Source organism: Streptomyces sp. WZ.A104 (genome assembly GCF_002382885.1).
Lineage (GTDB): Bacteria > Actinomycetota > Actinomycetes > Streptomycetales > Streptomycetaceae > Streptomyces.
Genome location: NZ_NWVL01000002.1, coordinates 1 through 13,173, shown reverse-complemented (window position 1 = coordinate 13,173; position 13,173 = coordinate 1). Strand labels below are relative to the sequence as shown.

Here is a 13,173-nt window from a genome sequence, read left to right as displayed (position 1 = left end):
CATGGCCGAGCACCCGCCTGTCATCGTTCACCCGCCGTCCACGACCGGGGGGCGGCGGGTGACCGTGCGCGGGCAGATCGTGGGGCTGGCGCACGGACGGGGTGAGGTGGCCGCAATGCTGCGGGCCGCGGGGCTTGCTCCGGGGCCGGACGAGGCCGTCGAGCTGGACCGGCCCGAGCTGATCGAATGGCGCGGCGGTGATCTCGATACGTGGGGATGATCCCTTGACGTGACACGTGGGATGCGGTGCGTCACGTGCGGGTCCCGTGAGGCGAAACCTAGGGGTGGTCCCGTGAGGCGACACATGGGGGTGGTCCCGTGAAGCGTCGTCGAACGGCGCCCGAGAGCGCATCGATCGAGCCGCCTCCCGGCTATTACGCCGCCGCGGGTGAGCCCCCCGATGCCGCGCAGCGCGCGCTGATCCTGGACTGGGTGGTGAGCCGGCGCATCGCCGGCGGCTGGCGGGTCGAGTCGCGGTCCGGGAGCCAGGTGGTGCTGGTGCGCGGGCAGCCGGTGAACCATGTGCTGCACGCCATCCTCACCGTCTTCTCGTGCCTGGTCTGGGGGCTTGTCTGGGCCGGGGTCTCCCTGGTCAACCGCGTGGAGCGCGTAGCCCTCACCGTCGACGCCCAGGGGCGCATCGTCCAGGTCAATGCGCCGTGACGTATCACCCGTACGGGTGTATCCAGGGGGCAGCCACCTGGATACACCCGTACGGGTGTATCCAGGTGGCTGCCCCCTGGGGCCGGGAGGAACGTCGGAGCTGATCTGCACGCACCACCAGGGCAGATCAGGACAGCAGGCGCCCGCGCCTGTTCCGGTTAAGGAGTCCTCATGTCGCAGCCCAGTGAGCCCACCCCCGGGACCTCGCGCCCCGCCGACCCGCGCCCGGCCGGAGGGTCCGGCAGTGCGTGGGCGGCGGGGGGAACGGTGTTCGCCGGTGTCCTCCTCCTCGTGGACGGCATCCTCGGAGTGCTGAAGGGCATCGCGGGGATCGCCTCCAACGACGTGTACACGCGGATCAACGACTACGTTTTCAAGTTCGACGTGACTTCGTGGGGCTGGATCCACCTCGTCCTCGGCGTGATCCTCATCTTCGTGGGCTGGGGCATCCTTTCGGGCGCCACCTGGGCCCGGGGCGTGGGCATCGTGCTCGCCGCGCTGAACCTGATCGCCAACTTCATGTGGCTGCCGTACACGCCGGTCTGGGCCCTCGTCACCATCGCCATCGACGTCTTCGTCATCTGGGCCCTGTGCACGGACCGGTCGAATCCGAGTGACTCGGTCCGGAACGGCTGAACCTGTCCGGCCGGGGGCCGGTGGGCGGGGTGGCAGGCGTCCGGTGTCCCGGCCGTTCAGTGTCCGGTGCCCGGGCGTTCAGTGTCCGGTGTCCGTTGTCAGTGGTGCGGTCCACACTGGAGACATGTGCCGCAGCATCAAGACGCTCCGCCCACCCGCCCTCCCCGAAGAGGCCACCGAGGAGGACATGCGGGCCGCCGCCCTTCAGTACGTACGCAAGGTCTCCGGGTTCCGCGCGCCCGCCGCGCACAACCGGGAAGTCTTCGACCGCGCCGTCGACGAGATCACCGCAGCGACGATGAAGCTGCTCGATGGTTTGGAGATACGCGGGGCGGCGGCCCGCCGCTGAGAGACGAAGTCCGGGACCGGGCGGCCGCCGCTCAGGGGGTGACAGGCGTCGGTGCCGATACCTGGGTCGGTACGGTCACGGGGCCGGGGGCCGGGGCGGACGCGGGCGTCGGTACGGAGACCTGGGACGGGGGCGCGGGCACGGCCGCAGTGGGAGTTGCCTTCGGGGCGAGGGCGTTCGGCGCTCGCACCGCCTCTGGTGATTCTGCTGCCTTCGCCGCGTTCGCCGTCTTCGAAGCGTTCGCCGCCTTCGGTGACGGTGGTGGAGCCGTCCCCTCGGCCGTCAGGGATTTCACAGCCCCCGCTGCCCCCGTCTCCGCGGTGGCCCGCGCCACCGTCGGGCGCTTGACCACGAACGCGGCCAGCGCACCCGCCATGAACAGGGCCAGCACGGAAACCGCCGTGCCGAACCAGGTCGAGCCCAGCCACCGGCCGCCGAAGTAGCCGAGCCCCACGCTGTAGCAGGCCCAGGCCAGGCCTGCCAGTGCGGACCAGGGCAGGAAGTCCCGCACCCTGCGGCGCGCGGCGCCCGCGCCCAGGGAGACCACGGACCGGCCCGCCGGAGCGAACCGGGCGATGACGACGAGTGCCCCGCCGCCCCGGCTCAGCGCTGCGCCGAGACGTTCCTGCGCGGTGGTGAGGCGTCGCGAGCGGGCGATGGCCCGGTCCAGCCGGTCGCCCCCGCGCCAGGCGAGCCGGTACGCGACGAGGTCACCGAGCACCGAAGCGGTGGTCGCGCAGAGGATCAGCACGATCAGCGAGGGCACCTGCCCGGAGGTGCCCTCCCCGGCGCCGCTGACGGTGGTGGAGCCCGCGGCGGTCGCCGTGGCGGCCGTGATCACGAGTACGCCGCTGGGCAGCAGAGGGAGGAAAACGTCCAGGAGTACGGAGAGGGCGACCACCGCGTAGATCCATGGGCTGCTGGTCAGCGCGCCCACACTCTCTAGCACCGTCTACTACTCCCCGGTCGTGTCAACGCCGCGACGTCGCAGGGGAGCGGCAGGGGCGGCAGGTTCAGCTGTACAGCGTACGCGTGAGGGTTCTCCGGCCATCGACCAGGGCGGGTGATGTTGTGCACCTCACGTACACCTGGCGGGCCTTGTGCCGTTATGCGGGGGGAGTGGCCGGCGCGAGCGAGGAGCAGTACAGCACATGAAGCAGACGGAGCACATGACGGCATGGATCGTACGGACGGGGAGCGGGGCGGCGCACTCGAATTCAGGTGTGCGGAGGGCGGCATCGCGGGTGGGCGGTGCGTTGCCGGGGGTGCCGGGGGCTCGGGGCGTTCTGCGGGCCCCCGCCGTGCTGGCGGGGGCGTTGGCCCTGCTGGCGCTGGCCGGTGGGTTCGGCGTCGCCCACGGTGCGGGCGATGACGGAGCGTCCGGCGCGCATGGCGCCCATGCGACGGGGCCCGCGGCGGCGGTCCCGGCCGGCGGCGACCCGGGTCCCTCCGACGAGGCCGTCACGCGGGGCGGCGGCTTCTGGATGCGGGCCGCGGGAGTGTTCTCGCCGCCCGGCTCCTTCGTCCCGTCCGAGGCCCTGACGTACGACACCGTTCTGGTGCCGGCGGGCGCGCGGATCGAGGTCATGGAGTACGCGGACGGGGCCGGCACCCGGGTCACCGCCCGGCTGCGGGGGCTCGTGCCGAACCGTGCGTACGGGATGCACGTGCACACCTCCCCGTGCGGCGCCGATCCCGCCGCGGCCGGGCCGCACTACCAGCACCGTCCGTCGGCGACGGCGGACCCGGTCAACGAGGTGTGGCTGGACTTCCGGACCGACGCGGACGGTGCCGGGCGGGCCGGGGCCCGGCACCGCTGGGGATTCCGCGAGGGCGGAGCGGGATCGGTGATCATTCACGACCGACAGGGTGGTGCGGGGGAGCGGGCGGCCTGCTTCACGGTGCCGTTCGGTCCCATGAGGCGAGGCTGAGGGCGGGCCTGAAGGGGTCTGAGCGTTCCGATGTGCCTGGGTGTTCCTGGGTGTTCCTGGGTGTGCCTGGATGTGCCTGGATGTGCCTGGGTGTGCCCGCTGTGCCCGTTGTACCCGCGGGTCTCATCTCTACTTCGCGGTCTCTGCTGTGCCTGGTCTACCCGCTGTACGCCGATGACCCTCACCTCTGGGGCAGGAGGTGAGGGCCACCGTCGTATCGGGCCGTCAGGCGCGCGGTGGGGCCTGACGGCGGGTCAGGCCGTGACGGCCGAGGCGTCTTCGCGTCGGGACGCGTCCCCGGACGGATCCTCGGCGCTCCGCGCGCCGAAGAGGCGATCCACTGCCACGGCGCCAGGTCCGGTGAAGACCAGGAGCAGGAACGCCCAGCAGAACAGCGCCGACAGTCCGCCGCCGTTCTCGATCGGCATCAGCCCGTCGGGCTGATGCACCTTGAAGTAGGCGTAGGCCATCGAGCCCGAGGCGAGGAAGGCGGCGGCGCGGGTACCGAGGCCGAGGGCGACGAGAACGCCGCAGACCAGCTGGATCAGGGCGGCGTACCAGCCGGGCCAGGCGCCGGTCTCCACCTGGTTGCCGCCGAGCACTCCGAAGAGCGAGGAGGCGCCGTGGCAGGCGAAGAGCAGGCCGATCACGAAGCGGAAGAGGCTGAGCGCGTAGGGCTGGGCATGGTTCAGGCGGATGAGCATGGGGGGCGGGCTCCTTCGGTCGAGGTGGGGACGGGAACCGACTGGATGCCTCAGGTTAGGGAAACCTCACTAGTACTTGCAACTTCAACATTATGGCGAGTGGCTGAAAGTCGACCCATCCTCAGGGGTGAGTGAACGCTCAAGAACCGTTTCCAGCTGGGCTCCTCGTCTGCCTGCTGTGGCCTGTGCCAATGCCAGCGCAGACTTCCGGCCACGCAACGTCAGCGTCATGAGCTGGTTACCGAACCAGGGGCCACTGGCTCTGCTCCAGGTCACCGGCGACGCTTGCGTACGGCCGTGGCGTGCCAGCAGGCCGCCGAGGCGCCGGCCCGTCCGGCTCCAGCCGAAGCGGAAGGCGGCGCGGAGCGGGCGGGGGACCGCGTTGTGCGTGGGGGAGCAGGTCAGCTGGAGGACGCGGGCCCGTGGTGCGCTCGCGGCGCCGGTGGCGGACCATCGGGGCTCGGCGATGTAGGCGTGGTGCACATCGCCCGAGAGCACGCATACCGTCGCCGGGGCGTCCGGCCCGCTCCCGGCCTTCCGCAGCAGTTCCGTGAACCGGTCGAAGGAATCCGGGAAGGCGGCCCAATGCTCCAGGTCCGACGCCCGGCGCAGCTTCTCGCCGAACCGGGCCCAGCGCTCCCCGCGCACGCCGGCGCACAGGGCGGCGCTCCAGCGTTCCGCGTCGTGGACGAGCGGGGGCAGGAGCCACGGCAGGGAGCTGCTGATCAGGAGGTGATCGTATGAAGCGGGGTCGCCCAGAGCCGCGTCCCGTAGCCAGCGGTCCTCTTCGGGGTCGAGCATCGCGCGCTTCTGCTCGGCCAGGACGCGGGCCGCGCGGGTGTCCACCATCAGCAGCCGTACTCGGCCGAAAACACGCTGGTAGCTCCAGCGGGTGCGGGTGGGGTCGGCGTTGGTCTCGGCCGCGAAGCGGCGCAGCGCCTCGGTGCCGTCGGGCGAGGCCCGCACCGCCGTGTACACGGGGTCGGCGGCCAGTTCGGCGGGGGAGAGATTGCCCAGATGCTGGTGGACCCAGTACGACATGAGCCCGCTGACGATCCGCTCGTGCCACCAGGAGGTGGCGCGAATCCGCTCCTGCCAGACGGAGCTGGTGTTCCAGTCGTCGATGACGTCGTGATCGTCGAAGATCATGCAGCTGGGAACCGTCGAGAGCAGCCAGCGCACCTCCGGGGCCCGCCACGATTCGTCGTAGAGGAAGGTGTACTCCTCGTAGTCGGCGACCTCCGCGCCCGGCGGCTCGCGCAGGTCGCGGCGAGCGGCGAGCCTGCGCCGGGTCGCCCGGGAGGTCTTGTCCGCGTACACCTGATCGCCGAGGAGGAGCAGGACGTCGGGGCGTTCGGCCGCCGGATCCGCGGCGAGCCGGGCGGCCAGGGTGGCCAGTGCGTCCGGTCCCGCGGGGTCGTGCCCGCCACCGGGCGCTGCCGCCCAGCGGCACGAGCCGAACGAGACCCGCACGCCTGGCTCCTCCGCCCCGGCCGCCGGTTCCGCCGCTGTGCCGTGTGCTGTGCCGTGTGCTGTGTCGACCCTCGTGCCTGTGTCGGCCCTGGTGTCCGTGCCCGTGCCCGTGTTGGTGCCCGTACCCGCCCTCGTGTCCGTGACTGTGCATGTGCCCGTGGCGGAGGTCTTGGCCCTGCCCGTGTCCGTGGCCCTGCCTGTGTCCGTGGCTGTGGCCGTGCCCGTCGCCGTGGTCGTGGCCCGGGGTGTGGTGATGGTGCTCGGCGGGAGGCGTGACTCCTTGGGAGGCCAGACGCGCCGGTTCCCGATCAGCACTTCGTACGTCGTCGTGGACCCGGGCGTCAGCCCCTCCACCACCACCAGGGCGTAGTGGTGCCCGGCCACCGCGAAGGTCCGCGACGCCCCCGAAGCGCCGTCCGCGCAACGGACGTTCACCGTGCACGGACGGCTGGCCTCGACCCAGACCGTCGCGGTGGAACCGGACTCCCAGTCGACGTACCGCAGCAGCGGACCCAGACGCAGTCCCGCCATGTGATGCCTCCTCGCGACGGCGTCAGGGGTGTCTGCTGAACGACCGGGGAGGGGCGTGGGTTCCGGTGGTGGGCCCGCGGGCCGTCAGCAGCCGTTCAGGGCCGTCTGCAGGGCGCTCTTCTCGGCCTGGTCCACGCTCAGGCCGTAGTGGTGCTTCACGTGGACCCAGGCGCGGACGTACGTGCACTTGTACGCCGTGCGCGGCGGCATCCACTCGGCCGGGTCCCTGTCGCCCTTGGACTGGTTGACGTTGTCGGTGACCGCGATGAGCTGGGGGCGGGTCAGGTCGTTCGCGAACGACCGGCGTTGGGTGGTGGTCCAGCTGCTCGCGCCGGAGCGCCAGGCCTCGGCGAGGGGGATCATGTGGTCGATGTCCACGTCGGACGCGGCGCTCCAGGTGGCGCCGTCGTACGGCGAGTACCAACTGCCGCTGATCGCGGCGCAGGCGGCGTTCTGCTGGACGTTCGTGCCGTCGCGCTTGAGGACGACCTCGCGGGTGTTGCAGGTCCCCGACTGGGTGATCCAGTGCGGGAACTTGTCCCGGCTGTAGCCGCTGGACGAGCCCTCCGCGCCGACGGTGAGCTGGCCGAGGTACGTGCGTGCGGTCGCCGCGCTGACCGGGGTGGGCATGGCGGCCTGCGCGGACGGGGCGGTGAACAGGGCGGATGTGGCGGCGAGCGCTGCGGTTGCGGCGACGACGGAGAGCCGACGCGCGTAGACACCGGACATACGAACTCCCTTGACGCGGGGGGTGATTGGGCGGGCGGTGGGTGGAGCCCGGCCATCGTGGCGACGCCAGGTTTCTCGGGGATGGGCGTCAGGTGACAGGGTGACGACATGTTCACGTCACATCAAGGGGTGTGCAAGGCGTGTGCAAGGGGTGCGCGGAGGGTGGTACGGGTGTCCGGCGCGCCTCTGTCGGGGCGGCGGAGTGTTCTCGTCACCGGCTTATCGTTGCCGCGTGCTGCTTCCGGTCTCGGCCACCCTCGGAGTCGTCCTCGCCGTCCTGCTGGTCCTCGCCGCCCTCGTCGCGGCGTGGGCGTCGCTCGGCCGCTCGCGCGAGATTCTCGTCGCGGGCGTGCGGGCTGCGGTCCAACTCGCCGCCGTCTCCCTGCTCATCGGCTGGGTGGCCCGCTCCCTGGCGCCGCTCCTCGGGTTCGTGGTGCTGATGTTCGCCGTGGCCGTGTGGACCGCCGGGCGCCGGATCACCGGCAATCACACCTGGCGGTGGGCGGCCCTGCCGATCGGGGCGGGCGTGCTTCCCGTGGTCGGGGCCCTGCTGCTCACGGGGCTCGTCCCGGTCCGGGGTCTGGCCCTCATCCCGGTCGCGGGCATCCTCATCGGCGGGGCGCTCACCGCGACCGTGCTCGGTGGGCGGCGCGCCCTGGACGAACTCGCCACCCGTTACGGGGAGGTGGAGGCGGGGATGGCGCTCGGGATGCTCGACCGGGACGCCCGGCTGGAGATCGTCCGGCCGACGGCGTCGGACGCGTTGCTGCCGGGTCTCGACCAGACCCGGACGGTCGGGCTCGTCACGTTGCCGGGGGCGTTCGTGGGCATGCTGCTGGGCGGCGCCTCACCCGTGGAGGCGGGCGCCGTGCAGCTCTTCGTCCTGGTGGCACTGATGGCCGTGCAGGTGGTGGCCGTCGCGGTGGTGCTGGAGCTGGTTGCCCGCGGGCGGCTGCGGCGGGGGTGACGGCTGCCGAGCGGTCTCAGACCTCGCTGATGTGCAGGCGGATCGAGCCGTCGCCCGCCGCCTGAACCCGTACCCGCGTCAGGTCCTCGACGTGTACGTCCGGCGCCAGGGCCGCAGCGCGCGGGCCCACGCCCACGACGCGCATCCCGGCCGCCCGGCCCGCCGCGATACCCGCCTCGGAGTCCTCGAACACGATGCAGTCCGCCGCGTCGAAGCCCAGCTCCGCCGCGCCCTTGAGGAAGCCCTCGGGGTCCGGCTTGCTCGCGCCGACCTGCTCCGCGGTGACGCGGACGGCGGGCATCGGCAGGGCGGCCGCGCCCATCCGGGCCGTCGCGAGCGCGGCGTCGGCGGAGGTCACCAGCGCGTGCGGCAGATCGGCGATCGAGGCCATGAACGCGGGCGCCCCGCCGATCGGTACGACGCCCTCGACGTCGGCGGTCTCCTCGGCGAGCATCGCCCGGTTGTCCGCGTAGTTCTCCTCCACCGGGCGGTCCGGAAGCAGGACCGCCATCGTGGCGTACCCCTGGCGGCCGTGCACCACCTTCAGCGCGGCCTCGGGGTCCAGTCCGTGCTTGATCGCCCAGCGGCGCCAGCAGCGCTCCACCACCGCGTCGGAGTTCACGAGGGTGCCGTCCATGTCCAGCAGGAGGGCTCGTGCGGTGAGGACGGTTGCCGACATCGGCTGGCTCCAGGACGCGGGGGACGGTGGTGCGGTACAAGAGCAGCCCCGCCCGCCGGTCAGGGAGTGCGGGCGGGAGCTACTTTGTTCCACGAACATACAAAAACCTGGACCGGAAAGCCAATCAGCCTGGTCCGACCCGGTCCGACCCGGTCCGGGAGTCTTCACCACTCCGCTCCGGGGCCCTGCCTTCATGGCGGTCCGGGGGCTTCGCCCGCTCCGCAGCCGGCCGGTCAGCCGCTCCGGGGTCGGCCGGTCAGCGGCGGCCCCGTCCGCTCGTCTCCGCCTCCAGTGCGCGCCGCGTGTTCGGCCCGTACACCCCTGCCGGGTCCCCCTGGATCGGCTTGTACGACTGGTAGACGGTCACGGCGTTCTCCACCCGGTCCGAGTAGTGCGCGTCCGGCGGGCCCCCGTAGAGCCACACCTCCATGAGCCGCTTCTGCAGCTCGGCCACCTCCGGGCCCCGGTCGCCACGCCGGAGCGAGGGTCCGGCCAGGTCCGCGGGCGGGGCGGCGGACGGTGGCCCCGGGGTCGCACTGCCCGTCGCCGGGGCCGACGGGGTGCCCGCCGTCGGCGTCGCCGGGGCGGTGGCGGTCGGGGTCGGCTCCTCGCTCCTCGTCGGCGACGCGGACGCGGACGGTGAGGGGGGCGGGGCGGGCGAGGGTGAGGCGGTACGGGACGGGGTCGCCGACGCGGAGGGCGACGGGGCCGCCGACGCCGCCGGTCCGCCCCCGGTGTCAGGGGCGCTCGTGGTCGCCTCCGGCAGTGCCTCGTCCTGGCTCCCGTCGCCGCCGAAGAGTCCCCCGGCGAAAGCTGCCGTGCCGATCACCGAGGCCACGGCCGCCCCCACGGCGAGGGCCGCGAAGGGGCGCCTGCGGCGCGGCTGCACGGGGTCGTAGCCCGCGCTCATGGTGGCGGAGATGGCAGTGGGGGTGGTGCGCCGGCGGCTCTCGCCCGACACGGAATCCGTGCCGAAGCCCGCAGCCGTGCCCGTGCCCGTGCCCGCACCCGTGTCCGTACCGAAGCCCGCACCCATAGCGGTACCCGCATTCGTACGCGCATCGGTACGCGGTTCCGTCGCCGTGGCCCGTCCCTCGGTGTCCAGGAACAGCGGCATGGTGGTGGCCGCGGCGCCCGGAACGTCCTCGGGCGGCGCCGAGGAGTCGTCCGTCAGCTTCACGTACGGCCTGATCCGCAGCGGGTCGAAGTCCTCGGCCGCCGCGATCTCCGCCGTGCGGGCGGCCCGCTGCTCCTCCTCCGTGAGCGGCGCCGGACGTACGCCCGCGCCGCACCGGCACGGCACCCGGTGTTCCGTACCGGGCTCCCCGGTCGTCCGTCTCCCGCACTCCGGGCATGCCTGTCCGGTCATCGTGGGTCCCCTCCCCTTGAGCTGCCTGCGATTATGCAGCCCGCTCCGGGGAAGCCCAATGCCCTGCCGGGAGCCCCCAGGTGCCCTGCCGACGCCTGGCAGGGCACAACAGGCCATAACGGAGGAAAACGGCCAGGATGGGGGAGTAGCGGATCAGCGGACCGAGGAGACGCCCATGGCCCAGCAGCTGAGCCCGCCCCCGCTGGCCCCCGGCGACGGACAGTCCCGGCGGACCGTCATGGTGGCGATCGGCGCCCTGCTCCTCGGCATGCTGCTCGCGGCACTCGATCAGACCATCGTCTCCACGGCGCTGCCGACCATCGTCAGCGAACTCGGCGGCATGGACCATCTGTCCTGGGTGGTCACCGCCTACATGCTGGCGGCGACCGCGGCGACCCCCCTCTGGGGCAAGCTCGGCGACCAGTACGGCCGCAAGAAGCTCTTCCAGACCGCGATCGTCATCTTCCTCATCGGCTCCGCGCTCTGCGGTATCGCCCAGAACATGCCCCAGCTGATCGGCTTCCGCGCCCTCCAGGGGCTCGGCGGCGGCGGGCTCATGGTGCTGTCGATGGCGATCGTCGGCGATCTCGTCACGCCCCGCGAACGCGGCAAGTACCAGGGCCTGTTCGGTGCCGTCTTCGGTGTGACCAGCGTCCTGGGGCCGCTGTTGGGCGGGTTCTTCACCGAACACCTCAGCTGGCGCTGGGTGTTCTACATCAACCTGCCGATCGGTGTCGTCGCCCTGCTCGTCATCGCGGCCGTGCTGCACATCCCGGTCCACCGGGAGAAGCACACCATCGACTACCTGGGCACCTTCCTCATCGCGTCCGTCGCCACCTGCCTGGTCCTCATCGCATCGCTCGGCGGTACGACCTGGGCCTGGGGTTCGGCGCGGATCATCGCGCTCGCGGTGCTCGCCGTCGTCCTGCTCGTCGCGTTCGTCGGCGCCGAGCGGCGGGCGGCCGAACCGGTGCTGCCGCTCAAGCTGTTCCGGATTCGGACCTTCAGCCTCGTCGCCGTGATCAGCTTCGTCGTCGGCTTCGCGATGTTCGGCGCGATGACCTACCTGCCGACCTTCCTCCAGGTGGTGCACGGCATCACGCCGACCATGTCCGGCGTGCACATGCTGCCGATGGTCCTCGGCATGCTGCTCACCTCGACCGGCTCCGGGCAGATCGTCAGCCGGACCGGCCGCTGGAAGGTCTTCCCGCTGGCGGGCACCGCCCTCACCGCCGTCGGCCTGCTCCTGCTCCACCGGCTGGACCCGGCCAGCTCCACCTGGGCGATGAGCGTCTTCTTCTTCGTCTTCGGCGCCGGACTCGGCCTCGTCATGCAGGTCCTCGTCCTCGTCGTGCAGAACGCGGTCTCCTACCAGGACCTGGGTGTCGCCACCTCCGGAGCCACCTTCTTCCGCTCCATCGGCGCCTCCTTCGGCGTGGCCATCTTCGGCACCGTCTTCACCAACCGGCTCACCGGCCAGCTGGAGAGCGCTCTCGCGGGCCGCTCCCTGCCGCCGGGCGTCGACGCCGACCGGCTGGCGGCCGACCCCCGGGCCATCCAGATGCTCCCGGCCGACCTGCGCCCCTCGATCCTCGACGCGTACTCCACCTCCATCACGGACGTCTTCCTGTACGCGGCACCCGTCGTCCTCATCGCCTTCGTCCTCGCCTGGTTCCTCCGGGAGGACAAGCTCCGGGGCTCGGTGACGGCTCCCGACACCAGCCAGACCCTCGCGTCCAACCCCGTGGAGCGTTCCTCGTACGACGAGTGCGCCCGCGCCCTGTCGGTGCTCGCCACCCGGGAGGGGCGCCGCGAGATCTACGAGAAGATCACCGCGCGCGCCGGGTACGACCTGCTGCCCGCCTCCAGCTGGCTGCTGCTGAGGATCAAGCGGCACGGCATGGTCGAGCCCGCCCGGCTGGCCGAGACGGCCCCCGTACCGCTGCGGGTGATCACCGAGGCGGCCCGTCAGGTGGAGGAACGCGGACTGGCCCGTCGCGAGGGGCTGCAGATGATCCTCACCGACGCGGGGGGCGAGGCGGTCGTCCGGCTCTCCCAGGCCCGTGAGGACTCCCTCGCCGAACTGCTGGGCGACTGGTGGGGGCCCGAGCGCCCCACCGACCTGGTCGCACTCGTCGCCGAGCTGGCGGCGGAGGCCGGCGGTTCGAGCGAGGAGCGCCCGCACTCGCCGGAGCCTCCCCGCGACCACGAGGCCCACTGGAGCCACGGCCACCACGACCGTCCCCACCCGCCGTCCGCCTGAGCGGCGCGCGGGCCGGGGCGCGGCTTCCCCCCCCACAGCTCCTCGGCGAATCACAGCTCTTTGGCGAACCAGACCTCCGCGTACGGGGTGCGGCGGTGGAACGCCGGCACCTCCCGATACCCGTGCTTCGCGTACAGCCCGCGCGCCTCGACCAGGTCGGTGCGGGTATCCAGCCGCAGCAGCCGGACGCCGAACGCCCTCGCCGCCTCCTCGACCGCGGCCAGCAGCACCGCACCGCCGCCCGTACCCCGGAACGCCGGGCGCACGTACACCCGCGTCAGCTCCGCCGTCCCCGGCTCGGCGGCCTCCGTCAGCACCAGCCCGGCACAGGCTGCGGCCTTGCCCTCGTGGCGGCCGACGACGAACTGCCCGGTCGGCGGGGTGAGCAGATCGGCGCCGTCGTCCGTGAGACCGTCGGCGATCTCCTCGGCGGTCGCGGGCCGCTGCCAATAGCGGCTCGCGACCTCGTCGTAGTAGTCGCGGCGCAGCGCGGTCGCGTCGGGGGAGTCGAATCGTTCGGTGGTCACGGTCCAGGTCATGTGGGGCATTCTTGCTCGCGCACAGCCGTGCGGCGACGCAATTGCGTGCAGGGGGGGCAGCAGTGAAGGGGGGGCGGGCGACGGCCGACAGCGCGACGGTGGCGGACGGTGGCCGCGATGGCCCCCGGAAGCGCCGCACCGCGACCGCGGCGGGTCCGGCACATCGCCTTCGACCGGCCCTTCGGCATCGTCGTGCTGGGCGGGGCCGACGACGTACCGCTCCTCACCTCCTAATGATGTTGTCAAGCCGCGACCGTGACAGGGAGTTCGCGTTGGAAGCACCGTCCGTCACGTATCAGGGCCCACAGGACGTTGACCCGTCGTCGGGCCAGCGCGAGGA

General features: G+C 72.3%; 14 protein-coding genes and 1 pseudogene. 8 read left to right on the top strand and 7 right to left on the bottom strand.

Annotated elements, in window-relative coordinates; translation table 11 throughout:
- Position 1: 1 nt before the first annotated feature.
- From CIB93_RS01120 to CIB93_RS01105, 4 genes are all read left to right on the top strand, one after another.
- On the top strand, positions 2 to 220 hold the full coding sequence (locus CIB93_RS01120; RefSeq protein ID WP_096623080.1) for a hypothetical protein: 219 nt from the start codon (positions 2 to 4) through the stop codon (positions 218 to 220).
- Between the two features lie 98 nt (positions 221 to 318).
- On the top strand, positions 319 to 663 hold the full coding sequence (locus CIB93_RS01115; protein WP_096623078.1) for a hypothetical protein: 345 nt from the start codon (positions 319 to 321) through the stop codon (positions 661 to 663).
- A 171-nt stretch (positions 664 to 834) separates the two neighbouring features.
- Positions 835 to 1,299, top strand: a complete 465-nt coding sequence (locus CIB93_RS01110; RefSeq protein WP_096623076.1) for a hypothetical protein — start codon at positions 835 to 837, stop codon at positions 1,297 to 1,299.
- 124 nt (positions 1,300 to 1,423) lie between these two features.
- Positions 1,424 to 1,648 carry a DUF2277 domain-containing protein gene (locus tag CIB93_RS01105; protein WP_096623074.1) on the top strand — a complete coding sequence of 75 codons (225 nt, stop codon included), beginning with the start codon at positions 1,424 to 1,426 and terminating at the stop codon, positions 1,646 to 1,648.
- 31 nt (positions 1,649 to 1,679) lie between these two features.
- On the opposite strand, the gene CIB93_RS01100 is transcribed toward CIB93_RS01105, so the two are convergent.
- Positions 1,680 to 2,597, bottom strand: a complete 918-nt coding sequence (locus CIB93_RS01100; RefSeq protein WP_096623072.1) for a DedA family protein — start codon at positions 2,595 to 2,597, stop codon at positions 1,680 to 1,682.
- Between the two features lie 220 nt (positions 2,598 to 2,817).
- Between CIB93_RS01100 and CIB93_RS01095 the strand changes: the two genes are divergently transcribed.
- The gene (locus CIB93_RS01095; RefSeq protein WP_096623385.1) at positions 2,818 to 3,579 is read left to right on the top strand and encodes a superoxide dismutase family protein; all 762 of its coding nucleotides are present in this window, start codon (positions 2,818 to 2,820) and stop codon (positions 3,577 to 3,579) included.
- 254 nt (positions 3,580 to 3,833) lie between these two features.
- On the opposite strand, the gene CIB93_RS01090 is transcribed toward CIB93_RS01095, so the two are convergent.
- From CIB93_RS01090 to CIB93_RS01075, 3 genes are all read right to left on the bottom strand, one after another.
- On the bottom strand, positions 3,834 to 4,283 hold the full coding sequence (locus CIB93_RS01090) for a DoxX family protein (RefSeq protein ID WP_096623070.1): 450 nt from the start codon (positions 4,281 to 4,283) through the stop codon (positions 3,834 to 3,836).
- 90 nt (positions 4,284 to 4,373) lie between these two features.
- Complete coding sequence (locus CIB93_RS01085) at positions 4,374 to 6,287, bottom strand: alkaline phosphatase D family protein (RefSeq protein ID WP_257001955.1); 1,914 nt, start codon at positions 6,285 to 6,287, stop codon at positions 4,374 to 4,376.
- An 84-nt stretch (positions 6,288 to 6,371) separates the two neighbouring features.
- Complete coding sequence (locus CIB93_RS01075) at positions 6,372 to 7,016, bottom strand: HNH endonuclease family protein (protein WP_096623068.1); 645 nt, start codon at positions 7,014 to 7,016, stop codon at positions 6,372 to 6,374.
- A gap of 232 nt (positions 7,017 to 7,248) precedes the next feature.
- Between CIB93_RS01075 and CIB93_RS01070 the strand changes: the two genes are divergently transcribed.
- The gene (locus tag CIB93_RS01070) at positions 7,249 to 7,983 is read left to right on the top strand and encodes an ABC transporter permease (protein WP_096623066.1); all 735 of its coding nucleotides are present in this window, start codon (positions 7,249 to 7,251) and stop codon (positions 7,981 to 7,983) included.
- Positions 7,984 to 7,999: 16 nt separating this feature from the next.
- Here the strand turns inward: CIB93_RS01070 and CIB93_RS01065 are convergent, their stop codons facing one another.
- Together CIB93_RS01065 and CIB93_RS01060 are read right to left on the bottom strand one after the other, a co-directional pair.
- Positions 8,000 to 8,662 carry an HAD-IA family hydrolase gene (locus CIB93_RS01065; protein ID WP_096623064.1) on the bottom strand — a complete coding sequence of 221 codons (663 nt, stop codon included), beginning with the start codon at positions 8,660 to 8,662 and terminating at the stop codon, positions 8,000 to 8,002.
- Between the two features lie 256 nt (positions 8,663 to 8,918).
- Complete coding sequence (locus CIB93_RS01060; RefSeq protein WP_096623062.1) at positions 8,919 to 10,031, bottom strand: peptidoglycan-binding protein; 1,113 nt, start codon at positions 10,029 to 10,031, stop codon at positions 8,919 to 8,921.
- Positions 10,032 to 10,206: 175 nt separating this feature from the next.
- Here CIB93_RS01060 and CIB93_RS01055 point away from each other — a divergent pair, with 175 nt between their 5' ends.
- On the top strand, positions 10,207 to 12,294 hold the full coding sequence (locus CIB93_RS01055) for an MDR family MFS transporter (protein WP_096623060.1): 2,088 nt from the start codon (positions 10,207 to 10,209) through the stop codon (positions 12,292 to 12,294).
- Positions 12,295 to 12,344: 50 nt separating this feature from the next.
- Here the strand turns inward: CIB93_RS01055 and CIB93_RS01050 are convergent, their stop codons facing one another.
- Positions 12,345 to 12,833, bottom strand: coding sequence for a GNAT family N-acetyltransferase (locus CIB93_RS01050; RefSeq protein ID WP_096623058.1), 489 nt, complete (start codon positions 12,831 to 12,833; stop codon positions 12,345 to 12,347).
- Positions 12,834 to 12,938: 105 nt separating this feature from the next.
- On the opposite strand from CIB93_RS01050, the pseudogene CIB93_RS38560 reads away from it, so the two are divergent.
- Positions 12,939 to 13,067, top strand: a pseudogene (locus CIB93_RS38560) (serine protease); the annotation flags it as partial.
- Positions 13,068 to 13,173: the final 106 nt, after the last annotated feature.

What these genes read in the sequence shown, in the direction of transcription:
- CIB93_RS01085 (WP_257001955.1), bottom strand. Translation starts at nt 6,287, where the DNA reads ATGGCGGGACTGCGTCTGGGTCCGCTGCTGCGGTACGTCGACTGGGAG.
- CIB93_RS01110 (WP_096623076.1), top strand. Translation starts at nt 835, where the DNA reads ATGTCGCAGCCCAGTGAGCCCACCCCCGGGACCTCGCGCCCCGCCGAC.
- CIB93_RS01065 (WP_096623064.1), bottom strand. Translation starts at nt 8,662, where the DNA reads ATGTCGGCAACCGTCCTCACCGCACGAGCCCTCCTGCTGGACATGGAC.
- CIB93_RS01050 (WP_096623058.1), bottom strand. Translation starts at nt 12,833, where the DNA reads ATGACCTGGACCGTGACCACCGAACGATTCGACTCCCCCGACGCGACC.
- CIB93_RS01075 (WP_096623068.1), bottom strand. Translation starts at nt 7,016, where the DNA reads ATGTCCGGTGTCTACGCGCGTCGGCTCTCCGTCGTCGCCGCAACCGCA.
- CIB93_RS01090 (WP_096623070.1), bottom strand. Translation starts at nt 4,283, where the DNA reads ATGCTCATCCGCCTGAACCATGCCCAGCCCTACGCGCTCAGCCTCTTC.
- CIB93_RS01055 (WP_096623060.1), top strand. Translation starts at nt 10,207, where the DNA reads ATGGCCCAGCAGCTGAGCCCGCCCCCGCTGGCCCCCGGCGACGGACAG.
- CIB93_RS01105 (WP_096623074.1), top strand. Translation starts at nt 1,424, where the DNA reads ATGTGCCGCAGCATCAAGACGCTCCGCCCACCCGCCCTCCCCGAAGAG.
- CIB93_RS01120 (WP_096623080.1), top strand. Translation starts at nt 2, where the DNA reads ATGGCCGAGCACCCGCCTGTCATCGTTCACCCGCCGTCCACGACCGGG.
- CIB93_RS01060 (WP_096623062.1), bottom strand. Translation starts at nt 10,031, where the DNA reads ATGACCGGACAGGCATGCCCGGAGTGCGGGAGACGGACGACCGGGGAG.
- CIB93_RS01095 (WP_096623385.1), top strand. Translation starts at nt 2,818, where the DNA reads ATGACGGCATGGATCGTACGGACGGGGAGCGGGGCGGCGCACTCGAAT.